General features: G+C 58.0%; 21 protein-coding genes and 1 pseudogene. 12 read left to right on the forward strand and 10 right to left on the reverse strand.

Translation table 11 applies throughout. The annotated features are described in order from the left end of the window. Positions 1-442: 442 nt before the first annotated feature. Positions 443-799, forward strand: coding sequence for a hypothetical protein (locus CIT37_RS32765; protein WP_223153695.1), 357 nt, complete (start codon positions 443-445; stop codon positions 797-799). A gap of 36 nt (positions 800-835) precedes the next feature. Here CIT37_RS32765 and CIT37_RS32770 read toward each other — a convergent pair whose 3' ends face one another. Together CIT37_RS32770 and CIT37_RS32775 are read right to left on the reverse strand one after the other, a co-directional pair. After that, on the reverse strand, positions 836-2,185 hold the full coding sequence (locus CIT37_RS32770; protein WP_095424484.1) for an IS701 family transposase: 1,350 nt from the start codon (positions 2,183-2,185) through the stop codon (positions 836-838). A 74-nt stretch (positions 2,186-2,259) separates the two neighbouring features. Continuing rightward, a protein-coding gene (locus CIT37_RS32775; protein WP_110115815.1) for an IS5-like element ISBj2 family transposase occupies positions 2,260-3,020 on the reverse strand; the annotation gives its coding sequence in 2 pieces (ribosomal slippage) (positions 2,260-2,681 and positions 2,681-3,020; 762 coding nt in all). A gap of 111 nt (positions 3,021-3,131) precedes the next feature. On the opposite strand from CIT37_RS32775, the gene CIT37_RS32780 reads away from it, so the two are divergent. Further along, a complete protein-coding gene (locus tag CIT37_RS32780; protein WP_095425214.1) occupies positions 3,132-3,662 on the forward strand; it encodes a gamma-glutamylcyclotransferase in 531 nt (176 codons plus the stop codon). Positions 3,663-3,956: 294 nt separating this feature from the next. Here CIT37_RS32780 and CIT37_RS32785 read toward each other — a convergent pair whose 3' ends face one another. After that, a complete protein-coding gene (locus CIT37_RS32785; protein ID WP_011084914.1) occupies positions 3,957-4,163 on the reverse strand; it encodes a cold-shock protein in 207 nt (68 codons plus the stop codon). Positions 4,164-5,419: 1,256 nt separating this feature from the next. Between CIT37_RS32785 and CIT37_RS32790 the strand changes: the two genes are divergently transcribed. From CIT37_RS32790 to CIT37_RS32800, 4 genes and pseudogenes are all read left to right on the forward strand, one after another. Then, positions 5,420-5,938 carry a hypothetical protein gene (locus tag CIT37_RS32790; protein WP_011084916.1) on the forward strand — a complete coding sequence of 173 codons (519 nt, stop codon included), beginning with the start codon at positions 5,420-5,422 and terminating at the stop codon, positions 5,936-5,938. 203 nt (positions 5,939-6,141) lie between these two features. Next, positions 6,142-6,288 (forward strand): annotated as a pseudogene (locus CIT37_RS40350) (M12 family metallopeptidase); the annotation flags it as partial. 145 nt (positions 6,289-6,433) lie between these two features. Next, entirely contained in the window at positions 6,434-7,021 is a 588-nt protein-coding gene (locus tag CIT37_RS32795) for a S1 family peptidase (RefSeq protein ID WP_011084917.1), read from the forward strand. Next, positions 7,018-7,800, forward strand: coding sequence for a hypothetical protein (locus CIT37_RS32800; protein ID WP_011084918.1), 783 nt, complete (start codon positions 7,018-7,020; stop codon positions 7,798-7,800). Before CIT37_RS32795 ends, CIT37_RS32800 begins: the two co-directional genes overlap by 4 nt. A 909-nt stretch (positions 7,801-8,709) precedes the next feature. Here the strand turns inward: CIT37_RS32800 and CIT37_RS32805 are convergent. Then, a complete protein-coding gene (locus CIT37_RS32805) occupies positions 8,710-9,627 on the reverse strand; it encodes a TauD/TfdA dioxygenase family protein (RefSeq protein WP_011084919.1) in 918 nt (305 codons plus the stop codon). An 862-nt stretch (positions 9,628-10,489) separates the two neighbouring features. On the opposite strand from CIT37_RS32805, the gene CIT37_RS32810 reads away from it, so the two are divergent. Together CIT37_RS32810 and CIT37_RS32815 are read left to right on the forward strand one after the other, a co-directional pair. Beyond that, complete coding sequence (locus CIT37_RS32810) at positions 10,490-10,774, forward strand: hypothetical protein (protein WP_038945511.1); 285 nt, start codon at positions 10,490-10,492, stop codon at positions 10,772-10,774. Positions 10,775-10,942: 168 nt separating this feature from the next. Next, positions 10,943-12,072, forward strand: a protein-coding gene (locus CIT37_RS32815) for an IS3-like element ISRj2 family transposase (protein WP_109866546.1) whose coding sequence is annotated in 2 segments (ribosomal slippage) — positions 10,943-11,195 and positions 11,195-12,072 — 1,131 coding nt in all. Because the reading frame shifts where the segments join, the coding sequence is not laid out codon by codon here. A gap of 264 nt (positions 12,073-12,336) precedes the next feature. On the opposite strand, the gene CIT37_RS32820 is transcribed toward CIT37_RS32815, so the two are convergent. From CIT37_RS32820 to CIT37_RS32830, 3 genes are read right to left on the reverse strand one after another with little or no spacing between them, the layout of a single operon-like run. Further along, complete coding sequence (locus tag CIT37_RS32820) at positions 12,337-13,461, reverse strand: DUF3800 domain-containing protein (RefSeq protein WP_095424067.1); 1,125 nt, start codon at positions 13,459-13,461, stop codon at positions 12,337-12,339. 12 nt (positions 13,462-13,473) lie between these two features. Then, complete coding sequence (locus tag CIT37_RS32825; protein ID WP_011084909.1) at positions 13,474-13,794, reverse strand: helix-turn-helix domain-containing protein; 321 nt, start codon at positions 13,792-13,794, stop codon at positions 13,474-13,476. Further along, positions 13,791-14,165 carry a type II toxin-antitoxin system RelE/ParE family toxin gene (locus CIT37_RS32830; protein ID WP_035668596.1) on the reverse strand — a complete coding sequence of 125 codons (375 nt, stop codon included), beginning with the start codon at positions 14,163-14,165 and terminating at the stop codon, positions 13,791-13,793. The genes CIT37_RS32825 and CIT37_RS32830 overlap by 4 nt, the downstream gene beginning before the upstream one ends. Before the next feature lie 235 nt (positions 14,166-14,400). On the opposite strand from CIT37_RS32830, the gene CIT37_RS32835 reads away from it, so the two are divergent. After that, positions 14,401-14,820: a winged helix DNA-binding protein gene (locus tag CIT37_RS32835; protein WP_223153697.1), complete on the forward strand. Its 420-nt coding sequence runs from the start codon at positions 14,401-14,403 to the stop codon at positions 14,818-14,820. Positions 14,821-15,267: 447 nt separating this feature from the next. Here CIT37_RS32835 and CIT37_RS32840 read toward each other — a convergent pair whose 3' ends face one another. After that, a complete protein-coding gene (locus tag CIT37_RS32840; protein ID WP_018648598.1) occupies positions 15,268-15,534 on the reverse strand; it encodes a DUF3551 domain-containing protein in 267 nt (88 codons plus the stop codon). Positions 15,535-16,071: 537 nt separating this feature from the next. Between CIT37_RS32840 and CIT37_RS32845 the strand changes: the two genes are divergently transcribed. From CIT37_RS32845 to istB, 3 genes are all read left to right on the forward strand, one after another. Beyond that, positions 16,072-16,755: a helix-turn-helix domain-containing protein gene (locus CIT37_RS32845; protein ID WP_026312933.1), complete on the forward strand. Its 684-nt coding sequence runs from the start codon at positions 16,072-16,074 to the stop codon at positions 16,753-16,755. A gap of 960 nt (positions 16,756-17,715) precedes the next feature. Continuing rightward, the gene (gene istA, locus CIT37_RS32850; RefSeq protein WP_039228609.1) at positions 17,716-19,230 is read left to right on the forward strand and encodes an IS21-like element ISBj11 family transposase; all 1,515 of its coding nucleotides are present in this window, start codon (positions 17,716-17,718) and stop codon (positions 19,228-19,230) included. Beyond that, positions 19,227-20,036, forward strand: a complete 810-nt coding sequence (gene istB / locus CIT37_RS32855) for an IS21-like element ISBj11 family helper ATPase IstB (RefSeq protein ID WP_018270204.1) — start codon at positions 19,227-19,229, stop codon at positions 20,034-20,036. Before istA ends, istB begins: the two co-directional genes overlap by 4 nt. 998 nt (positions 20,037-21,034) lie before the next feature. Here istB and CIT37_RS32860 read toward each other — a convergent pair. Continuing rightward, complete coding sequence (locus CIT37_RS32860) at positions 21,035-21,457, reverse strand: hypothetical protein (protein WP_157789304.1); 423 nt, start codon at positions 21,455-21,457, stop codon at positions 21,035-21,037. Then, positions 21,447-23,273 (reverse strand): non-ribosomal peptide synthetase, encoded by a 1,827-nt coding sequence (locus tag CIT37_RS32865; RefSeq protein WP_244611307.1) that lies wholly within the window; start codon positions 23,271-23,273, stop codon positions 21,447-21,449. The genes CIT37_RS32860 and CIT37_RS32865 overlap by 11 nt, the downstream gene beginning before the upstream one ends. Between the last annotated feature and the right edge of the window lie 2 nt (positions 23,274-23,275).

Consider the following 23,275-nt stretch of genomic DNA (forward strand, 5'->3'; position numbering starts at 1 on the left):
TCAAGCTACTGTCCGAATTTGCGGGGCCAGCTCTAACCATCGTGTCGCCTGTTCCCATCCTAAGGGCGAAAGCGAAGAGGAAGGCATCGGGAGTTACGAGTGGGGCTTCGGTTTGAGCGAGTGGGTAAAGTCCGGCCTTTCGTCCCAAGTGCGTGCGCAGATTGAGGGGTATCTCTGTTGGCCGCTGCGGAGCTTTAGCGTAGGGTTCCCTAAAAGGGAGGCTGAATAGATGCTTACGTCGCCGACGGTTGGATTCGTTAGGACTTGGCAGGAGGAGTCTAAGCGCTGGACATACACCCTCACAACTTTACTGGGGGATTGGTTGAATCAGGCAGAGAGGCAATTCGGCACGCGTGATCGGAGCTGGACGATCCTTGGAATTGAGGTGGGAGGCCCTCGCCCTGGTGTTTGGTTTCCGCAGTACTCGCAGGAAAGCAGATGCGTGGTGATTCATCTGAGCGACACTTGTCAGTCGAATGAAGAGCAAGCGCGTTTCGAACTGTCTCAGGAAATAGTGCACCTCCTTACCCCGAACGGGGGTGGCGCCGCCCTTAACATTGAGGAGGGAATTGCCACCCTGTTTGCAAACCTGGTTGGGCCAAGGCACGTGAACGCCCCTTCTTATGTGAAGGTGTTGGGCTATGTGGAGGAACTTCTGAAGATTGACCCGGAGGCGATCATTAAGCTGCGAGCGAATAGCGATAGGTTTCAGGATTTCACTCCGGAGTTTATCCAGAAGCGGGTTACAGGCGTGTCTGATCAGCTAGCCTCCGACCTTTGCACGCCCTATCGGGACTAGCACTACTTTGGCAGAATGTGTTTTGGCCGCTGTTTTTCAAGAATTTGCTTTCGGCAATATGGGCATTGCTGAGACGGCGGCCGAAGGATGAGATCGACGATGGCGTGACGTACGGCGGGCATGGTTGGCTGGGGCGGAGGCCCGTTGATTCTTTTTTTTCCGCCCCGCGTGTGCGAGGCGACGATGTTGCAGGAAGGCGTAGGCGATCATTGTCATCAGGGCGTGGCGATGAAGACCCCGCCATGATCGCCCTTCGAAGTGATCAAGTCCGAGCTCCTCCTTCAACTGCTGATGCGCTTGCTCACAAATCCACCGTGCCTTGATGGTGGTTGCCAGCGTGCGCAGATCCGTCATCGCCGGAAGATTGGCGAGATAGTATTTCTTCTCTCCCGAGGCGCGTTGCTCGCCAATGAGCCAGGCTTCGTCGCCTGGGAGATGCTGCTGACCTTTATCCCATATCCGCTGCGGAGGGCCGTCGGCGGTCCGGACACGGAGAGCAGCAAATCGGGCTTTGAGCCGACCTTTCGTCCCGCTACGCCAACTCACGGTTTTCCATTTGGCGCTGGCCAACATTTGTTCTGCCGCAATCGATAAGATATCGGGCACGTGGTGCTTTCGTGGTTTCCCGCGGACTTTGGTAATCGGCCAAATGAGCTTCACATCGACCGGATATACTTTCAGGTGCCGAGGGATGCCGACAGCCCAGGCCAGCCCGCGCTCTGTTAGCCCTTGTCGAAACGGTGCGCTGAGGCCGTATCCTGCATCCGCCAGCACACATCCAAAGCGCACGTTGGCTGCCATCGCGCGGTCAATCTCGGCCAAAGCAATCTCCGGCTTGGACCGTGGCGTTCGGTGTTCGACTGGCACGCGAGCGCGCTTCAAACGAGACATGTCGCTTGTCCAACTGTCAGGCAGAAAGAGACGTAACGCGACCATTACTGGCACTTCGCCGCGCGCAAGCGTTAAAGACACCAGCGTTTGGCAATTTGCCGTTTTACCGAGAGCCGACGCGTATTGAGCCGCAACACCGACCGAGCGCTCACCCTTCTTCGGCAGTGAGGTGTCATCAATAACCAGCACCGCATCGTTGCCGCCGACAAGTCGGTCCGCCTGGTTGAGCAGCTCTGTCTCCAGCGGCGTCGCGTCCCAGACACCGTCCGCAATGAAATGGTGCAACTGGTCGTAGTTGCTCATGGCAAGGCGTTCCGCCATCGGCTGAACGCTCTTGCGATCGCCAGGACCTATCAGTCCCGCAACATACAGAGGGCACATCCGCTGCCGGGTCTTATGACCCAGCCGGTCCAAGAACGGCATCAGCCAGCGTTCAAGTTCGTCTTCCCATCCCGGCATGGTCAGCCCTCCAAGAGCCGACCATCCATGAATCATTGAAAAATTGATTCGGGAATCCTATAAAACGCGACAAAATCAAAAATCTGCCAAAGTAGTGCTAGGGTCCAGACTCAATTGAGCCAATATGCGACGAGAGCGGCGAGATGAACAGCGGCCAAAAAATTACGGGCGAGCTTGTCATATCGCGTGGCGATGCGCCGGAAGTCCTTGAGCCTGCAAAAGCAGCGTTCGATGACATTTCGTCCTTTGTAGGCGCGTTTGTTGAAGCGATGGATGACGACACGGTTAGATTTATTGGGGATTACGGGCTTGGCGCCACGACGAATGATTGCGCCGCGAAGCTTGTCGCCATCATACCCTTTGTCGGCGAGGAGCACGCTCATGGGTGGCGCGAGCGCCAGGACATCGGGAGCCGCAGCGATATCGGCATCCTGGCCTGGAGTCAGATGCAGGACGACCGGCCGGCAGAGCGGATCGCTCAGCGCATGGATTTTTGTCGTGCGGCCTCCGCGCGAGCGGCCGATTGCTTGATTGTGCTCCCCCCTTTTCCGCCGGAGGCACACCGGTGAGCTTTAATCGAGGTCGAGTCGAGCGACAGTACGACGCCGTCTTCGCCAGGCTTGGCCAGCGCTTCGAAGATTGCGCACCATCGTCCTCGCTTGGCCCAGCGATTGAAGCGATTGTAGATCGTCGTGTAAGGGCCGTATTCACGTGGACAATCACGCCATCGTGCACCCGATTGCAGCATGTGAATGATGCCGCTGACGATGCGTCGGTCGTCGTCCCGATCCGGCCCCGTCAGTCCCCTCGGCAGATGCGGTTCGATACGCGCCCATTGCCTGTCGTTCAGCCAAAACAAACCAGCGCGCATTCTCTCGCCCCCGAATCAACACGTAGGCAAGAGAATCACGTGGCGCTATTTAGGTACAGGCCCTAGACTGGTGAGTATGCTGTTCGAGCAAACCTTGGCCCAGATGGAGGCGTGATCGTGGTCTGGGTCTTTGGCTTCGGGTCTCTCACCTTTGATGGATGGCAGTCCGAGTTCGGCTGCGCGGGGTCTCAGCGCGCAACGCTTCGTGGCTATCGTCGAACCTTCAATAAGAAGTCAGTGGTTAACTGGGGGACCAAAGAGAACCCTGGCATCACGCTGAATCTGGAGCCGTTTGATGGGGCCAGCTGTGAGGGAGCCGCTTTTGAGTTTCCGGACAATGACAAAATACCGGTCCTCTTACGTGCTCTGCGAAAAAGAGAAGCGTGTGATCCGACAGATCTGCAGGTGCTGTTGGCCGACGGGCGCTCGGTAGACGCCAAGGTATACATCTATGAGGGAGTAAACCCGCTCGGTTCGACGATAAGCACTGCCAAGAAGGCAGAGATGATCCTCAAGGCCCGAGGCACTAGTGGCAGTGCACTGGATTATGTGAGGAGGAATTTTGAAGGCCTGCACGATGTGGGTTTAGAAGATCCGGCCGTTACCGAGCTATGGCAAGCAGTGCAGGCTCTCCGGGGCTAGGATTTGCCTTTGAGGGTATGGGAGAGGGTATAGCTCCGGCAGATGAGCTCGGTAGCGAGGCGATAGCAGACCATCCGTCCCGGCTGGGGCCTCGTCAAGAATGCTGCCTCAAAGTGTGACATCTATCACATTCAGGCAGGTCTAAGTCGCTGATTTAGCACAAATGCTAGCACAGAAATATTTCTACGTTGATTTAGTGACGATATCTCAATTGCTTGCGTCGATTACCATCCGTCTCGAATCGTGGTGGCTTGGTCCTTAGAGAACCATGTCTCCCCTCGTCGCGAAAGAAGGCTATCCTATACGCAGATTGTCTGCGGACACTTTGCCGGAGCTGCCGGTCTTGCGCTCGAAGCTGATCCGGGCCCCCTCAGCAAGGGAGGTGTATCCGGCCTTCTCGACTGACCTGATGTGCACGAATACGTCGGCTTCGCCATCATCGGGCTTGATAAATCCATAACCCTTTGTCGCGCTGAACCACTTCACAATACCGGTTGCCACTACAATGTCTCCATCTCAAACAACAGCGATCTAAGTATGGTTTGCGAAGGGCATCAAGCCGGTGCGCGGGGTATGCAATGTTGCTCCGGCACGATATGGAGCAACATCGTCGCCGGGCGTGAGCTTAGGGAGGGGCTAGCTGGAACGCCCATCGCGCGCCCTCAGCGGCTTCCGGCGGAGGTGCCGGCGACTGGCACTGTGGTCTTGTCGGCCCGGCGCAAGCGCGGGAAGCCTACTTGCAAGGGGTTTCTCAACCATGCCTTCGAGCGTTCGCTCCTGAGAGTCAGGTACGCTCTTCTGTTCCAGAAGAGCAAGAAAGGCCCGCCCTTTGTCCGTTATGATCCATTGTCCGGGTTCCCGCGTAACCAGCCCTTGTCCGAAAATATTGAGATCCGGCGTCTGCGCCGCCAATCGCTTCGTACGATCCGTCCACTCCGGACCGCTGGTGTAGAACACCGCCAGGTAATCCTTGAGGACGGCAAGGCTCGCCCGGCCCTCCGGTTGGCCGGCGAGAATCCTAAGTATCGAGACCTGAAAACTCACTTTCTCCAACCAAACGCGGTAGCACCAAAGCCGCAAATCTTAGCGGCACCTGCCGGACCCCGCGCTCCACTTTAAAACAAGAACCTCAAAACAAATGCTGATGCGGATCCGGCAGATTGGGACGCAAATGTAGACCGTCCTTGTCGAGCTGGGGAGGCCCTTTGATTCTATTCCTCGCTCGTTCCTGCAAGGCTGTCGGGCTGTCAAGCGTCGAACCGGCCTGATCATGGACAGCCCAAAGCTTGGCAAAACGGAGTTTGCGCCTCTCAAAGAGACAGGTTTCGAGGACGAGTGTTCGATCTAGTGTCGCCGCGTCCATACGAACGCGAATGGATGCCCCAAAGGTGTTCGCCAAAATCGTAATTCGGATGTCGAGCCTGGTACAATCTGAGGTGACGTTGCCTGCTCTTATCCCCCGTTTAGCAAAGGATTGCGGCGCATATGGGCGAGTTCATGCTGGATCTCGACGCCGCTTCAGCTTCACGGCCCTGCATCCGCTAGCCTGTCGGCCTAAGCAGCCGGACCCGAGCCATGATCGGTCGGTAAGCTGCTCGGTCGAAAGTCCGATCTAAAAACGCGAAAGGCGATTGCCGACAGCGATAGCGGGACTTCCGGCGAGCTTGCGCTCAGTATCGTACCTCGCCCGCAGCTCTTGACTGATGCCCATTATTGCGTGAACGAGAGGCGTCAAAATTTGGGAATGGCAGCTGAGAATGATGGATGTGGTTGCTGAGGCGAACGCCTCGGAGTTACCGCGCATTTTGCACAAATCCTCCCGGCGCTCGTCTTGGATTCTCGTCCTCTTGGTCTTCTTTGGTTTGTGTGCCGCGGCAGCCTGTGTTTGGACTAACATGGAGACAATTTTGGCGAGGTCGCAAGTGCTTGGGCCCGCGCCGATGCATGGCTTGTCACCTGAGGTTAGGGAAGCTCTGCTGGAGGTTCGATCCGAGCAACAACGGGCGAGCGATGTAATCGCAGAACTCAATCGCAATATCGGTGCGCAGCAAGCCGATTTGAAGCGGATGACGGACCAAATCGAAGCGTTGACCGCGAAGATCGAATCCTTGCAGAGTTCACTCGCTGCTGCGTCTGCGCCGCCAGTCTCTTCTCCGCCTGCAGCCCAATCAGCTTCGAAGCTGGCGAAAAGAGCGGTCCAGCCCTCTAAGCCAGAAGGGCCAATTTCCGTTGGCGGCGCGCCGCTGATCCCTGAGCCAGGATCTGGCCAGCATTGACGGAAGCGCTTGGGGGATCTCCGCCTCAACCAATTCCGCCTGAAGCTTGTCGGCTGTGCGTCTGATCCCGGTCTGCCCGCGTCCACGCACTGCCAGCAACCCATACTGGGGGTCCAAAGGTTGGTTTTGGTGCCAGTATACAGGAGGGTGGAGTATCTCGACCGCAAGCCGTCAGGCATGACTCTCAATTTCAGCTTCAATCATTGGAGCAAAGGCTCCGAGATCGGCGCGAGTTCTGCATTCGCGTTGTCGCTGTCCACGAATTCGGACATGCCCTCGGTTTTACGCATGAACAGAACCGCGACGATGCGCCGGAGGCGTGCCGTAACGAAAAAGCTTCCGGCTCGGTCGGCGATTATAAGGTCACCCAATACGATCTCGATTCAATAATGAACTATTGTAATCCAGCATGGAACGGAAAGGACAACTCAGCCCACTCGATATCGCCGCCGTCAGGAAATTCTATCCCTCCCGACACTCGGTCTCTTACTATCCATGGGCGCGCCCGCGCTGGCCGATCGCGCGGCGGTGCAGATTGCTGCGCGCTACAATGTCAGGACGGTTCACGTCCAGTACGTTGGCGTGATGTACAACGACAAGCAGGAAGTCGGCGGCGGCTCCGGGCTGCTCATCGGCGACAGCCTCGTGCTGACCAACAGCCATGTGATCGGACGCGAGGAGAACTACAAGAGCTTCGACGTCAATGCCCGCCTCGGGTCGCGCAATGCGAATCCCATCAAGGTCACTGCGGTTCATCGCGACGATGCCAGGGACCTGGCTCTTCTGGAGCTGTCGCAGTCCGCCGGCAATAGCCGTGGCGCCTCTCGTTGCCCGATGCCTGTGATCAACGACAACCAGCAGGCCCCGATCTATTTGCTAGGTTATCCTCTCGATCTGGATCTGAGCATTTCGAGCGGTCTGATCAGCAGCCAGACGAGCCCGAACGGCCGACGGCAGACCGACACAATCATGAATGTCGGCAACAGCGGCGGACCTGCATTCAACGAGTTCGGCGTGGCGGCATCGTCAAGTGGAACGAGGCGCAGGTTTCCGGTGTCAACTTCATCATTCCAGCGACCGTGATCACCGCAAGCCCGCTCTACAGCATGATCGCAGCCCTACCACAACCCTCTGTCTGCTGGACGAAATGGGTTGACACGACGATCTTCTTTGAGAACTGGAGCAAGCTGAACTCCACGCATGTGCAGACCCAAGCCAACGCTGGGGTGAAGATCCCCGAAATTCTTGCCGGAGCGATCCACACGATACTGCCCGAAGACCGCCGCCTTATCGTGAACGTGCCGGTATCACAGCTTGACGAACCGAAGCAGATCGAGCGCTCCTATACGGTGGATAAAACCAAGGACGACCACCCCGTCGTCTTTGCAGAGCATACTGCAGACTATGCCGAGACGTTCCCTGCAGAGCCCGGCTATCGCATTGCAGGGTGCACGTGGCACGTCGAGACCGGAAACGGCGCCAGCAATATCGCTTGTGCGGTCAACGATACCGGCGCGCAGGCTCGCTTCACCTACAAGCTCACGAGCGGACCTGCCGTCGACAGATACCGCGGATGGCTCGGCGCCACTGTCAACGTTTCCCAGATCCTTGCGACGCAGGTGCCGATCGATGGTCATGCTTTCCTTACCGGCCTGCGCTTCCAACGGGCTGCATCGGCTCGGCCCCGCTTTCCGGCAGGTTCAGGCGATACTCGTTGTCCTCTTCTGCGCGCTTGCGGCCGGTTGCGCCCACCAGGGTCCTGCTTCGCAGCCGGCGAAGCCGCATATCCACAAAGCACCACAGAAACATGTGAGCGCGTTCAGGGGATATGGCTATCGCTACGACCCCGGCTATTACCATGATTTTCGGCGCTATCATGGTTATCGGACGTGGCGGCCCACCGCCGGCGAGGCGAGCGAGGAGGCACCTCCCGACAAGAGCACTACCGGGTCCGACGTTGTGGTCAACAAGTCAGTCTTATTGATCGAGGAACCGCAATTCACGCTTAACACTGCACGCCATTTGCGGACCGCCATAAGACGCGAGGCGGCCACTGTGGTGCTTGTAGAGGTGGATGACCTCATCTTCGATAAATTGAGCCGCCTCTCTCAGATACGGTCGTAACGGGCAATAACCAGCTAGACGTTCCTCCGACCGAGCCGAGGGAAGCAGGCGCGTCTGCGCCAGAACTCTTCCGAGACGATGGGTGGTCACTGGGCGCTGAGACCTTGGGCTGCGGCTTTGAGGATGCGCGGGAAAGTGCGCCAGCCGCGTTCATGAGGAGGAACCGATCGGTGTAAGAGTAAACTGTTGCGGATGGCGAGACGGTAGATCCCTCACGCATGCTGGTGCAGGCAGATCCATATTGCATCCCAACTTCCTTAGCGTTGTAAGGCACGATAAAGCGCGGTGCTAACCAGCTATAATGTCGCGGCCATTACCCCAAGAAAGGACAGATCGTATGGGATTGCTCAAAAACGTACGAGCGGAGCATTCCTGGAAAGGCCCCCGGCCATGTGGCCGATCGAGACTCAGCATCTGCCGACGAGAACACTCCCCGGCCGCTCTAATGATTATTGTACCGCTACGAGCAGCTGCTGAACCTCTTGCGGCCTGTGAAGAACAGTTGTTGCTTTTCAAGTTGAGAGGCGCCGCATCGGGTTCATATTTTGACTGCGACGGGAACCTAGCTGCCGAATATTGCAGAGAGCGATTGAGCGCACAACCGCAGAGTTTCCATTGTGCGTGTCGTAGCCAATGTTGTCGCTTATCTAGACAGCTTGGTGGTCGCCCGTTATGCGCGTTACGCTACTCCGACCATCGATGCTGACTGGCACCTCACCGGCGACGGTTGCGCGATGAACGAGGCGATGTTGGTCGCCGTAGTCATTCACTGCATAATGTTGTGTAGCGCGATTGTCCCAGATCGCTACATCACCATCCCTCCAACTCCAACGCACAGTGTTTTCGAGCGCAGTGATATGAGACTGAAACAAATCGAACAGCTTCTGGCCATCGTATTTCGGCAGGCCAACGAAGTTTTGCACCAGAGCGCCGAGCACGAGCGTGCGTTCGCCAGTCTCCGGGTGCACGCGCACAACGGGATGCTCAGTCCGATAGATTGTTTTAGTGAAGACTTCGTCCAAGTGCTTCTTGTCGAGCTCGCTGACGCGGGCAAGTATTGCGTAGTCAAAGGCATTACTGTGAACGGCCCATAGCCTGTCTGCAAGCCCTTGGAGCGGCGGCGCTAGGTCGAGGTAGGCCGAGGCGGTGTTTGACCAGACCGTATCGCCACCGAAAGGTGGCATCACAATGCCTCGTAGCACGGCGATCTTAGGGTAGGCATCGACGAAGGTTCCATCAGTGTGCCAGAGATCCGCCCGGCTACCTGCACGGGTGGAATCAAGCTCGATGATCGACGCTGTTCCCTTGATCGCACCGAGCGTTGGATGAGGTGTCAACTCTCCGAAACGAATGGCAAAGCTCTCCTGCTCCGCATCATCGAGGTGGAGCTGGCCGCGAAAGAAGATGACCTTGTGCTCCAAAAGCAGCCCATTGATCGAGGCAATCGTCTGCTCCGGTAAATCGCCTGACAGTTTGACATTTCGGATTTCTGCGCCGATGCGCACTGCGCGTTTAATGACATCGGCGCGAGGAATGACATTGTCCGACAAGATCATTGCAGTCATGGTCCCATCTTGCGTAGCCCCTAGGCCACACTATCCGCTCGACCAGGCAGACCAGCGCGAGCGGCGACCGCTAGCTGGATCCGTCATCATCTATGGGTAGCGAGTGGCTCCCGTTTGAACTCACGCGACTTCGAAAAGGTTACCGCAGCATCCGCTTCATCGAATATTGAACAAATCCCTAGTTCGATCAATTGCTAGCAGTGGTAGTTGACCGCGGCGAAAGCGTTGTATTTCGCTGAGCGTTTGCTCTTGCGTCCGCTGCCCGATGAATAGGAATCTGTTCGAATGCACGGTCACTGACACCGAAGCGATAAGAGGTCCCCTAAGAGCTGCCCGTTCCTCGCCGCAAAACGTCGATAGAACGGCAGCGTCCGGAGAACGCCGGCCGAGGTTCGGGCCATTGACGGGGGCGGTCTTCGCAGCCGCGGCGTTCGATGCCTTCGCCGGTATGAGGGAACATCTGCGCGCCACAGCACGCCTCCTTCGCTTCGACCGGGTTGTTTGTACGCTTGAAGACGAGGACTGTGTAGCAGACGCCATCCCGGATGTCGGCAAGAGACCACGGCTTCTCGCCCGCTTTGTAATAGACACCAGTCGTGAGATTCCACGCGACGGTGCGTCATCCTGCATCTTGCGGGAAAGCTCGCCCTTGCTGTTGAGGTATTCGCGCGGGGCAATGGCGGTCTGCGCACGAGCTGGGTGATCGCCTCGCAGCCAAGTAGCCTGGCCCTGAGCTGGTTGTGGAAATGGTTTTCGAGCAAGTGCTTCTCCGCGGCCACATTGGCGTCGTCGAAGAAGACGCCTTGGCGCTGTACCGCTATTTGGAGAAGAAGCCTATATCGCCCTGCGGTGCCAGGATCTGATGTTCGGTAATCCATCCGAGTATCTGGCGAAGACGGCGGAAGTGCTTTCGATCCAGCTCAAGCCCGATCTTGTCGCGACCGACGTTGAAATGAAGGCTTCGCGTGATTTTCTGATCCACAACGGCGGCCTGATCAATCAGCTCTACCTCGACGAGGCCGGCCGCAAGCTCGGGGCAAAATCAATGAAGAACTCGATATCTACGAAGAGTTTTCGCGGACGTAGTCAGGAACGCCAAAATGTTATCCGGCGCTATCCAAGAGAGACCGAGCAGAAATATCGATGAAGACCCAACTCACAGAGTGTCGCCGGATCGGTAGTGTTCTTTCCGTACGCGGACAATGTGACCTAGCTTACTCGCGATATAGAGCTGGCCCCGCAAATTCGGACAGTAGCTTGAGTGGATTTTCTGCCTGACAGCGGCGAGGATTCTTGCTGCGAATCAGGAGCGAAGATGACGAAGAAGAGCCGCCGGACGCATTCTCCGGCATTCAAGGCGAAGGTTGCTTTGGCTGCGGTCAAAGGAGACAAGACACTGGCGGAGCTGGCGCAACTGTTTGATGTTCATCCGAACCAGATCACGATCTGGAAAAACCAGCTCCTGGAAGGCGCCGCCGGCGTGTTTGGGCATGACAAGACATCGGCCGAGACGCCGGTCGATTTGAAGGCGTTACATGCCAAGATCGGCGAGCTGGCGTTGGAAAACGATTTTTTGTCCGGCGCGCTCACCAAGGCGGGCCTGCTGAGCGCAAAGCGATGATCGACCGCGGTCATGATCTTTCTATCGTGCGCCAGGCGAAGGTCCTGAAGCTGGCTCGCAGCACGGTCTACTATGAACCTCGGCCAGTTTCGGCCGAGGACCTTGCCTTGATGCGTCGGCTCGATGAGCTGCATCTCGATTATCCCTTCGCGGGAGCGCGTATGCTGCGATCGTTGCTGCGGCGGGAGGGGGTATACGCCGGTCGCCGCCACATCGCGACGCTGATGAAGCGCATGGGGATCGAGGCGGTCTATCGTCGCCCGAACACGAGCAAGCCGGCTCCGGGTCACAAGATCTACCCGTACCTGTTGCGCGGATTGAAGATCGAGCGGCCCGACCATGCGTGGGCAATGGACATCACCTACATTCCGATGCGGCGTGGCTTCGTCTATCTCGCGGCGGTCGTCGATGTGTTCAGCCGACGGGTCCTGGCCCATCGCGTCTCGATCACAATGGAGGCGGCCTTCTGCGTCCAAGCGGTCCAGGAGGCGTTGGCGAAGCACGGCAGGCCCGAGATTTTCAACACCGATCAGGGCAGCCAGTTCACCAGCCTCGAGTTCACCGATGTGCTGCTGGACGCGAAGATCGCCATCAGCATGGACGGCAAGGGCGCCTGGCGCGACAACGTGTTTGTCGAGCGGCTCTGGCGCACGGTCAAATACGAAGAAGTTTATCTCCGCGTCTACGACAGCGTGTCCGAGGCGCGAGCGTCAATTGCCAAGTATCTGGCCTTCTACAATCAGGGACGCCCTCACTCGAGCCTTGACGGGCGCACGCCCGACGAGGCTTACTTCGGCACGCAAGCTATGGTGATGGCCGCATGACCGTCGCCGACGATTTTGTCGTCGCTCTGGTCGGGCTACGCCCTCCCGACGCAACGACAAAATCGTAAAGCCCCGCGTTCAGCATAACCCGGCAGGAATCCACTTAAATCCAGCGGGGCGCTGTCCAAACAACCGGGGCCAGCTCTGACGCTATAGATCTTGCAATTGCTTCAAAGGCAAGATCACCATCTAAATACTCCCGACGTTCAGCTGAGAAGTTCGAAGTATCCCACCCTCGAGAATGCCGATTATTGATCGCCTCGTTCATGCAACGTGAGCCCCATCTGGAAAGCGAAGAAACAGATCAAGCTTATCTATGTCGTGCACACTGACGACATGATGAAGGAACGTGACATTGGCTGCATGCGAAGCTGAGATGAGGTCCGACAAGAGTTTTGCGTTCTCCAGGCTCGTCCCGGCCAGAGCCTCTCGATCCGCAGCGACGTCCTCATGACCCGTGTTCGTAAAGTAGGTGTGCATCTTTCCTAAGACGCCCACAATAACGTCTGAGATCTGAAGCCCTAGCTCGGCTTTGGAATCCGCAAATCGGAAGTTCGCAACCGGTTTCCCCTGGCTGGTCAGAGGTGTTTCCAGCAGGCGGTCGTGGATGACCTTCTCCATGTCGAAGATGTGGGTCGAATTCTTGAAGATCGCGATACGTCCCTGGTAAAAGGTACTGAACTCATCGATGAGCAGGTTCGGGTAATAACCTTCAATGAACTCCAGACTCTCCAGCGCCCGTCCGGCCTGCAGTACACCTTTCAACATCATTGCATTGAAATGCCGGAGGACATCACTGTTACGTTCGAGAATCTCAATGAGCCTGTCGAGGAAGGGTCTCCGCCCCTCGGGTGATAACCCCGGATAGCCGAAATCGTGAAATAGCTGGATGGTTGCGGCCAGTTCGCAGCGCAGCACTGCGACGAGGTCGCTTTTCAGCAAGACGTGGTATTGCAAGAGCATCGGATTGCCAAGTTCAGGCACGATCGAATCGATGATATCTGCAACTGACCAGTAGAATGGATCCAGCTCGTGATAGTGGATCATCAACCCGTTATCGATAAGCCATCGAAGGAACGTGGTCAGCTTTCGGGAGCGAAGAACGTCAAGAAAGTTACCCTTGGCGACATGCTCCAGTTTGATTTCCGGAGCCGTCTTCTGGATACGCATCGCTTCTCGAAGCGATTGAATCTCAATCGGTCGCGGTGCTCCTTCATGCACAATGCCGCCGAGGACGAATACCTTCAGCTCAGCAACGTTCAAACGTCCATCGTCAATATACAACTTGCGGATATTGTTGGTCTCATCGTGATAAAACGTATAGACGCCGTCGGCCTTGGTCAAACCATGTAGCTGGATTTCAGCATCCCGAAGTTCGTCAATATCCATCCATTCCCACTCTTAGGCCGCAGCTCGCGAGGATGCGCGACGAACGGGCTTATGACGGATAACGACGTCCACACGATAATTAAGCCGATCTAGGCATCGAACAATCCTGTCGATCGAGAACTTCCCTACGCGGCCGGTCACTAGGGCAGATACATCAGGCTGTTTAAGGCCTAGCAGTTCGGCAGCCTTTGTCTGAGTCAACTTGCGACGTTTGATGATCGCACGAAGCTCACGAATAAGTTTGGCTTTGAGGAGTTCTTCCTCAGGATTGGCAAAGCCAAGGTCAGCGAAAATATTATCGCTGCCTGCGGTTGCTTTAATTGCCTTACTCATTTCTTGCCTCCTTTTCCGTAGTTCTCTTGGTAATGAGCCTCGGCTGCCTTCAACCGGGCCTGAATTACCAAGATGTCGTGCTCCGGAGTCTCAATCCCCTTCTTCGACTTCTTTTGGAAGGCATGAAGGACATAGATAACGCCAGCGAAGCGTACGGTGTAGACGGCACGGAACGTATCGCCATCTTCATCGTCGATGACCTCCAGTACACTCCGGCCACCAAAGCCCTTTAAGGCCTTGGCACGAGGATGCTCGTCGCCGTTTTGTGCATCATTGATCGCAAACCCCATGACGCGGCGAACCTCGTCCGGGAAAGCTCGTAGATCGTCCTTTGACGATCCGATCCAAACTACGGGCTTCTGTGTGGTCATTCGCCCTTCTCTTATAGCACTACTGCTATAATTTTGCAAGGGTTTCCTGACGGGCCTATAAATGGCGAATTTCCGCCACTGCCCGTCGACGACCTCTCCGATCCTGTCCATCAACGTCGCTAGGCGTACTTTTGATGGCCTCGATCTTGGGTTGAAGCTATGGTGATCGCCACTGGGGAGGGGGCAATATCCTCATAAATCGAACCGGAACGAATGGTCTAGCTGTGGCGACTGATTGATCGGGGCGCTTTGGGCGCGTCAAAGTGATCAGCGAGGACCGGTCCTCTTTGCTGAAGCCAGCCAGCCAGCAAGCAATATTTTGAGGCTGGAGCTCCTGAGATCAGATGCCACCCAAGCTGCCTGCATTGGCAACACGCTCCCGGAAGGCGCCGCGCGTCAGTCAGGATCTACTCAGGCGCTTTACATGGTAGATCAGATCAATCGACGTATGTCTTGCGATCTTCGGTCCTACCACGCGAATGCGCTTGGCATTACTGGTCCGCAAATGATGATCTTGATGGCTCTGACGGAGCTGGAAGAAGATGGTGTTCCCGTCAATGCTGTCGCGAAGCTGATGAGAGTCGAGTCGGGTTTCATCACCAAGCAATCGAGGGAGCTTGAGGTAAGCAGTTCGTGCGCCGGAAATCCGACATGAATGATGCCAGGTACGTCCTTTTGTCGCTCACGGGCATCGCTCGCAAGATCCTTACGAGCAGCAGAAAGAGGTTGAGCAGTTCGTCTTTGATTATGTCAGCATTCAGGAGTTCGCCAAACTGGCCGCCTGTTTGAATGGACTCAGGTCTCGGTTGGAGAAGGCTCGGCTGCACGCCGCGCTGAACTCTGAGACAGATTGAGACAGTACTGGGAAGAGCGCGGGCCTTCTGCTATCTTCCGAGAGATCTGAGCCAGAAGATCCGTTTCGAATAGTGTCGCCCCGCCCCAGGAGCGGATATCGCCGTCCAGATGCAAGGATGGCACCGGGCGCAGTCGAACGAACGGACCAATCAGCCGATTCAGCGGCTGGGGTCGAGCGAACCGCGACACGAGTCTGAACGGTCCGTCCGTCATCCAACGCTGCTTGGCTGACCTGACGACGTTCGCCTCAGCGCAATTGCCTTCCCTGTCGCTCGAAGGCGTACATCGGATTGATACCGCAATAAGCGTAGGTGCCGGATGCGGTAGCCATGCACTGACTGTAGGTCGAGAACTGGCAGTTGCCCGGATATCCCCAGGCTCGGCCCTGCAGGCAATAAACGTCTTGGCGAGCCGGTGGGGTGTACGAATGAACCCGTGAAGCAGCGGTCAAATCTGATCCAAAGCTGACGAGGATAGGAAGTGCTAGGATTCCGGTAGCGAGAAGGTAAGGCATGAGATCTCTTGCCTCCTTAATTCGCTGAAGGATAGAGCATCCGTATTAGAGGTTTGATCTTAGTCAATTGCCGGTGTCGGGTCCAGTTGGACCATCGTCAGCGAGACAATCACCCGTGGCAGAGCCTCGACGGGGGCTCTTGAGCAGACGTTGGATATCAGGGTGGGCTTAAGAGGGCCGGAGCCGATTATCCGCACCCGTCCTTGGTCTTGGACACACTCGCTCGCGATCCGAAGCCGCCTTTCAAAGATACTCCGCAGTGAAACGCATCTTTTAAGCGCGACTTGTCGCCTTCGCGCAGCAGAACACTCGTATGGCACTCAATCCATGATCGCTTCGTTCGCTCCGACGCGCGTTGCGGGGCCCCCCTCGACCGGATGACAACACATTGCGTCACCTCAACTGCTGCGCGCGCACTGCGTCACAATGACACGACTTCTCCTCTTCATGGCCGCTTGTTACAATGACATCCATAGATTGCGCCGGATCAATTCGCGAGGCTCCCCTTCGTATATTCTGGTTCAGGAGTGTCGGACCATGTTCGTGAGCATCACCACAGACCATAGATCCCTAATCAATTCGCTCAGTGAGCTCGGCATATCGAGCGGCTCGAATCCGATCGTCAGCTTGAGTGAATTCACTTACAAGAAAGGTAAAACCATCTACATCGAGAGTGAGCCAGCCGAGTACGTCTACCAGGTCAGGAAAGGCGCGGTACGGACCTGCAAATTACTCTCCGATGGGCGGCGCCAGATTGGCGCATTTCATTTGCCGGGTGATATTTTTGGACTCGAGAACGGCGGAGTCCACCGATTTAGGGCGGAAGCGATCATCCAAACCGCTGTTCGCCTGATCAGGCGGCAACACCTTGAGACGGTCGCCGAGAATGACGCGGTTGTCTGGCGCACCTTGCTCAGCTTGACGACGAATAACTTGCAACACGCCGAAGACCATATGCTGCTGCTCGGACGTAAAACTGCTCTGGAGCGCGTTGCCGCGTTCTTGCACGAGATGGATGAACGACTCACGGCTGCTGACGTGATCTCGCTCCCAATGTCTCGGCGCGACATCGCCGATTACCTTGGTTTGACCGTCGAAACCGTTTCGCGTGCAGTGTCGCAATTGCACACTGATGGTGTCCTCGATTTCATCGGCAATACCCAACGCGAGATCGTGATTCTGGACCGGCAGCGGCTCGCGAGCCTTGACCTGCAAAGCTAACATGCGGACGGCGTGAAAAGCTTCGGTCGCGGTTAGGATCGCCCGCAGCAACTACCGCACTTTCAGGAAAATTGATCTCACCTCCGAGGCGCAACCAATCAGCTATCGAGTGCTATTTCCCGAACGCTGCGATGTACCTTCGGGCGGTGCCGGTAAACACCGCCGGATCATACAGGCCCTTGAGCCAACGCCGGTGACGACGGCAAACCATTGCAATAGACTCGACCGCCGTTTCGATCTCGAATGGAATGCATTCGGGTTTCACGCGCGCCGCAACGTCTCAAAGGCGAAATCACCCAGAAGGTCGGCACGCCTGTTCATTTGTACAGCATAAACGCCGGTACGTTTTCGTGTCCGAAGCTCATTCGAAACAACACGACGAACGTCTAAGCATGCGCTTTTGGCCGGACGGGCCGTGCCCAATTAATCCTCCATCAAGGCCACTTCCGGGAAAATACGGGGGCTTGCCTTCGATTTACAATTTGCAACTTGCCCGATCGCTCCGGCTTCGCTTGAATGTCCTCATGCGGGGCTGGACTGTGATCGTGCTTCTGGGCCTTACAGCCATAGGAGCTTATTCCGTCGGCCGTCAGGACGGGCGACCCTCTACTTCTGCGCCTGCAATGGTAGCGCAGCTAACCAGCCCCCCAGCAAGTCCGCTCGCGCTAACGGCGGTGCCGGGCAGCCCTTCGCAGCCGCAAGCTTCCAAGACTGCTCCGCCCGGCCCGCGTGGCGCCACCGCAATACCCAAGACACCGCAAGATTGCCGCGCGGCGAACAGGATGGAAGTGGAGCGTCGACCATGATGAGAGGGCTACGCCGGGCTCGTGACGCAGGGAGGGCGTAGCCCGACCGGAGTTACGAGCCCGGCGTCGGCGCGATCCACAGCGGACCGCGCCGACTGGTGATCGCGGCCGGCTGGTTATGCAAGTGGTTCTTCCGCCAAGAGGAATCACTCGCGTGCCAGGCCGACACATTACCGATCACCAAATGAGGCTCTACATGAAGTACCGTCAGACCGATAGCCCACCCGTGGCCGCCGCCAAGGCTTCGTTCAGCACCTCGACCGCTTACCGGATCGAGAAGGATCGACGCCTTCCGTCGCAGAAGAAGGCTCCCCGCGGCCGTCGCCGGCCAGATCCCTTGGCCCGCGTATTTGAGACAGATATCGCGCCGATGCTGAAGGCCGCCCCCGGTGTGCGGCCGGTCACGATCTTCGAGGAGTTGCTCCGACGCCATCCCGAGCTCGGCGCCGGCATCCGTCGCACGCTGGAGCGCCGGATCCGGGCCTGGCGGGCGATCCACGGCGAGGAGCAGGAGGTCATCTTCCGCCAGACCCACGAACCCGGTCAGCGCGGCCTGTCCGACTTCACCGACATGGGCGAATTGGGTGTCACGATCGCGGGCGTACCGCTCGACCATCGTCTCTATCACTTCCGGCTGGCCTATTCCGGGTTTGAGCACGCCCATGTCGTGCTCGGCGGTGAGAGCTTCGTCGCTCTGGCCGAAGGCCTGCAGAATGCCTTGTGGTCACTCGGTGGGGCGCCACGGGAGCATCGCACCGACAGCCTGTCGGCCGCCTTTTGCAATCTCGACCGCGACGCCAAAGACGATCTGACGCGGCGATACGAAGACCTCTGTGCCCATTACGGCATGCGGCCTTCCCGCAACAATCGTGGCATCGCCCACGAGAACGGGGCGATCGAGAGTTCGCATGGTCATCTCAAGCGAGCGATCGGCGACGCGCTGTTGCTGCGTGGCACCGCCGACTTCGACGATCTAGCTGCCTATCGTGGCTTCATCGATGAGATCGCCAGCCGCCGCAATGCCCGCAACGCCAAGCGGATCGACAGTGAACGTAGCGCACTTCAGGATCTGCCGGACCGCCGCACGTCGGACTATGAAGAGGTGATCGTCCACGTGACGTCGTCCGGCGGCTTCACCTTGCGCAAGGTGTTCTACACGGTGCCGTCGCGCTTGATCGGCCATCGGCTGCGGGTGCGCCTGTATGACGATCACCTCGACGTGTTTGTCGGCGGCACGCATCTCCTCACCTTGCCGCGCGGGCGGCCGCATCCCAATGGCAAGCACGATCAGGTCGTCGATTATCGGCACGTGATCCATTCCTTGCGGCGCAAGCCGATGGCGCTCCTCAACCTGGTCTACCGCGACCAGCTGTTCCCCCGGGAAGCTTACCGCCGAGCCTTCGACGTCTTGCGCAAACGCTTACCGGACAAGAAGGCCTGCCGGATCATGGTCGATCTCCTCGCACTCGCCCATGAGCGCGGTTGCGAGGCCGAACTCGCCAATCAGCTCACGGCTGACCTGAACGACGGCCGGCTGCCCGACCTCAACCGGCTACGTACTCACTTCGCCCCGGATCCCGCCCAGGTGCCGAACGTCGTGGTACGCCTCGCACCGCTCGCCACCTATGAATGCCTCATCGGTACCGCCGAGATCGGAGGCGCCGCATGAGCACAACCAACGTAGTCGACACCGCGCGCCTCAATCTGTTGCTCAACGAGCTGCGGCTGCCCGCCATCAAGGCGCTGTGGCCGCAATTTGCCGAGCAATCCGATAAAGAAGGCTGGCCGGCGGCGCGCTTCCTCGCCACCATTGCCGAGCACGAGATCGCTGAGCGCGGCCGCCGCCGCATCGAGCGCCATCTCGTCGAGGCGCGGCTGCCTACCGGAAAGACCTTTGACAGCTTCGACTTCGAGGCCGTGCCGATGATCTCCAAGGCGCAAATGACCGCACTCGCCGCCGGCGACGGCTGGCTCGGCAAGGGCGCCAATCTGCTGCTGTTTGGTCCGCCCGGTGGAGGCAAGAGCCACTTGGCGGCAGCAATCGGCTTGGCCCTCATCGAGAACGGATGGCGCGTCCTGTTCACCCGCACCACCGATCTCGTGCAGAAGCTCCAGGTGGCTCGCCGCGAGCTCAACCTCGAGGGCGCCATCAACCGCCTCGATCGCTTCGATCTCGTCATCTTGGACGATCTTGCCTATGTCACCAAGGACCAGGCCGAGACCAGTGTGCTGTTCGAGCTCATCAGCGCACGCTACGAGCGACGCTCTTTGCTGATCACCGCCAATCAGCCCTTTGGAGAATGGAACAAGGTCTTTCCGGACCCAGCTATGACCCTCGCGGCGATCGATCGCCTTGTTCACCACGCCACCATCGTCGAGATGAACGTCGAGAGCTATCGCAGGCGGACTGCCCTCGAGCGAAAGCGTGGTCCAGGGCGGCCACCGGAGCACGCGACACAAAAAACGCTCGCTTGATTGACGCTCCGCGACAATCAAAGCAAACAAAACTCTTGCGCGCGACAATCATCGCGGCGATCATCATCGCGCCGCGACACTGACTCGCCATCCTGATCGCCGCGCTCTTCCGACCCAGATCGTCGCGCTATAGCAAGATCCCGCCCCACAGCAAACCGACACAAAACGCAAGATCGAAGTTGCGCTGACCGCCGCGGCCATCGCCGCGATCCTGATTAAGGCCAGCCGGGATCAATATCACGCAACCGGCAGACCCTGCGCCTGCCCGGATGACACGATGCGCAATGGCCGGGCATGCGGCAGCAGAAGCGCCTATTCGCGGCCGGGCGGCGCGGCACCGCTGTGCTACCTGGGTGATGTTACGACAGCAATGATAGACGAGTATCGAAAAAAGATAACTCGATAGTTGTTGTGGGGCGGGGCTGGTTCAGTTCAGCGATTTCTTCACTGGGGGGTTGCGCTCCTCGCCTTAGCCGTTGCGGCGACGACACTAGCAGGATGCATCACAACATCCATACAAAAGGTATGCAGGCCGGGACCTTCCCTCCGAACCGGTCAATCGGATAGCCGCTTACGTCGCGGGCCCCCGCTCTAGTTTCTAGCATTCAGGCGACTATCTCAGAGGAAGGAAGAAAGCCGGCGTCGTTGCTGAAGATGGGTTGGTGTTGTTTCCACCAATGCGGACGTACACCATGCAGAAATTCGTCAGGGGCTTGCGACCAACAACATTGATGGCGTGCTAGTCCTGAACGTCGGTGACACTGCGGTCCAGCAGCAGTATGCTGGACCGATCTTGAGTGGCCCGTATTCAGGTCCCTCCACCACGAACGGGACTATCAACACATTCGGGCACGTGTCGTCGTCAGCGTCGCTGAATGGAACATCGTCGGGTACGATTACCCGCAACATCTACTCCCGGTCTGTCTTGTGGGATGGATATTTGGGGCTAGTCTAGAAACGAAACTTCGAACCTGAGCCTTCGGAGAAATTCTTTGAGCCTATTCAAGAGTGCCGATTAGGGCCGTTGAAATAGCATGAGCGAGAACTTGGCGGTTTTCTGGGTTGCTCACCATTGTCGCGTGGTTGCCTGGAACAGGTACCGCATGAATGGCCCCCGCATCGACGACCAGGTCCCAGCCAAGCTTTGGCAGGTTTGCATCGCGACCAGATTGCTTGTCAGGCGGTACCCAACGACTAAGAGGCTCACTGGCATAAAACTGGTATATTTCAATTGGGAGCGACGGAATGCGATACGATTGTAGCGCCCGTTGAAATGCCGCGGCCCTTTGATACATCGAGACGTCACTGTGAAGATCGTGATCTGGAGCTAACGCTCCTGTTTGCTGCGCCTTTTCGAGCAACTCAGAGATGGAACATTGTTCCGTGTCGCGTTCTAAAACCTCGCGATATTCATCGCGCAAGGTTCCACAACGATCCAAAACAAACTCTCGCGCCAAATTCTTCAGTGATGCGTTCGAAGAAGCCCCAGGTAGACACACCAAGGAGCTCGGCCCAGATCTGCGCCAGCGCCGTCTCGACCTCACCTTGCGGTAACTGGTAGGCCGCCAGCGCATAGGCCTGATCGGACGGCGCCGGCAGTGCGTTCCGATCGAGCTTGCCGTTCACCGTCAGCGGAAGCGCGGCCAGCCGCACGAACGCACTCGGCACCATGTAGTCCGGCAGTCGCGCACTTAAGTGCGCGCGCAAGGCGCCCGCAAGCGCGCCTCCACCGCCCTCATCCGAGCCGGCCTCGGGCGCGCAGACCACATAGGCGATCAGATGCTTGTGGCCGCCGCCGTTCTGGCGCGCCAGCACCACCGCCTCGCGCACCCAGGCGTGCTCGCAAAGCCGCGCGACGATCTCACCCGGCTCGATGCGGTAGCCGCGAATCTTCACCTGATCGTCGTTGCGGCCCAGGAACTCAAGATTGCCGTCCGGCAGATAACGGGCAAGGTCGCCGGTCCGGTACAGCCGATCGCCCTCGACAAAGGGACTGGCGATGAACCGCTCGGCGGTCAGCTCAGGGCGGTTCAGGTAGCCCCGTGCCACCCCCGCCCCGCCAATGTAAAGCTCGCCCACCGCACCGAACGGCACGGGCGCGCCATGGCCATCCAGCAGGTACACCCGCGTGTTGGCAATTGGGCGCCCGATCGGGACCACCGACCCATTGAAATCAGCCGGGCAAGTCCAGATCGTCGCGCAGACTGTTGCCTCGGTCGGGCCATAAGCATTGACCATTGATGCTGGGGCCAGACTTCGGATGAGTTCAGGCTTAGGCAGCTCTCCGGCAAGAATGAGAACTTGCGCAGCCAAACGTTCCGGATCCTTGCTCGTCTGAAGCAACGCTGGGGGTAGTGTCGCGTGGGTGATGGCTTCGCTTCGGAGATAATCCGATAGCTTGTTCCTCGCTTGACGGATCTCTTCCGCAGGCAAGTGCAAAGCCGCTCCGGAGCCAAACGCCATAAGAAGCTCCCAAGCGCTTGCATCAAAAGCGATGGAGGCGAACTGCACGACTCGGCTGTTGGAAGAAGCGCCAAAGAGGCCGACCTGAGCCGACAGCAGATTGACCAACCCCCGATGCTGGACCATGACCCCCTTTGGGGTTCCGGTTGAGCCTGAGGTGTAGATCACATAAGCGAGATGGCCGGATGTGAGGCCAAGCGTGTGCCGGTCTGGGTTCGAAGCCGGCCGTTCGGCCCAGGCGGGCGTGGCCGTCTCCAGATCAATGACCGTCACCTCGGTCAGCACTTCGGGGCCGAGTGCTGCGCGACCGACGACGTCGCATAGCAGCAGCCGCGGCGCGGCATCGTTGACAACCTGACGCAGCCGCTCGCTGGGATAGGCTGGGTCCAGCGGCAGATAGGCACCGCCCGCCTTCAGGATCGCCAAGATGCCAACCATCATCATCAGGCTGCGTTCGAGGCAGATTGCCACCGGCTGGTCCGGCTTGACCCCAAGCTCGATCAGAAGATGCGCCAGCCGGTTGGCCCGCGCGTTGAGCTCGCCATAGCTCAGCCGCTCGTTTTCGCAGACCAGCGCCACCGCCTCCGGCGCCTTTTGCACCTGCGCCTCGAACAGCTCATGGACGCACTGCTCTGTTGGATAGGCCTCTTCCGTCCGGTTCAGATCCTCCAGCAGATAGGTGCGCTCCTCAGCCGGCAAGATGTCGAGCTCGCGTACCGGCGTATCCGGGGCATGCTCCAGCGCCTCTGCCAGCTGCTCGAGCGACCGCTGCATGT

Origin of the sequence: Bradyrhizobium ottawaense (genome assembly GCF_002278135.3) — a bacterium.
GTDB lineage: Bacteria > Pseudomonadota > Alphaproteobacteria > Rhizobiales > Xanthobacteraceae > Bradyrhizobium > Bradyrhizobium ottawaense.

Excerpts from the sequence above, each read along its gene's own strand:
- CIT37_RS32770 (WP_095424484.1), bottom strand. The coding sequence starts at position 2,185 with ATGATTCATGGATGGTCGGCTCTTGGAGGGCTGACCATGCCGGGATGG.
- CIT37_RS32790 (WP_011084916.1), top strand. The coding sequence starts at position 5,420 with ATGATGGATGTGGTTGCTGAGGCGAACGCCTCGGAGTTACCGCGCATT.
- CIT37_RS32795 (WP_011084917.1), top strand. The coding sequence starts at position 6,434 with ATGGGCGCGCCCGCGCTGGCCGATCGCGCGGCGGTGCAGATTGCTGCG.
- CIT37_RS32805 (WP_011084919.1), bottom strand. The coding sequence starts at position 9,627 with ATGACTGCAATGATCTTGTCGGACAATGTCATTCCTCGCGCCGATGTC.
- CIT37_RS32810 (WP_038945511.1), top strand. The coding sequence starts at position 10,490 with ATGTTCGGTAATCCATCCGAGTATCTGGCGAAGACGGCGGAAGTGCTT.
- CIT37_RS32820 (WP_095424067.1), bottom strand. The coding sequence starts at position 13,461 with ATGGATATTGACGAACTTCGGGATGCTGAAATCCAGCTACATGGTTTG.
- CIT37_RS32825 (WP_011084909.1), bottom strand. The coding sequence starts at position 13,794 with ATGAGTAAGGCAATTAAAGCAACCGCAGGCAGCGATAATATTTTCGCT.
- CIT37_RS32830 (WP_035668596.1), bottom strand. The coding sequence starts at position 14,165 with ATGACCACACAGAAGCCCGTAGTTTGGATCGGATCGTCAAAGGACGAT.
- CIT37_RS32840 (WP_018648598.1), bottom strand. The coding sequence starts at position 15,534 with ATGCCTTACCTTCTCGCTACCGGAATCCTAGCACTTCCTATCCTCGTC.
- CIT37_RS32845 (WP_026312933.1), top strand. The coding sequence starts at position 16,072 with ATGTTCGTGAGCATCACCACAGACCATAGATCCCTAATCAATTCGCTC.
- istB (WP_018270204.1), top strand. The coding sequence starts at position 19,227 with ATGAGCACAACCAACGTAGTCGACACCGCGCGCCTCAATCTGTTGCTC.
- CIT37_RS32865 (WP_244611307.1), bottom strand. The coding sequence starts at position 23,273 with ATGCAGCGGTCGCTCGAGCAGCTGGCAGAGGCGCTGGAGCATGCCCCG.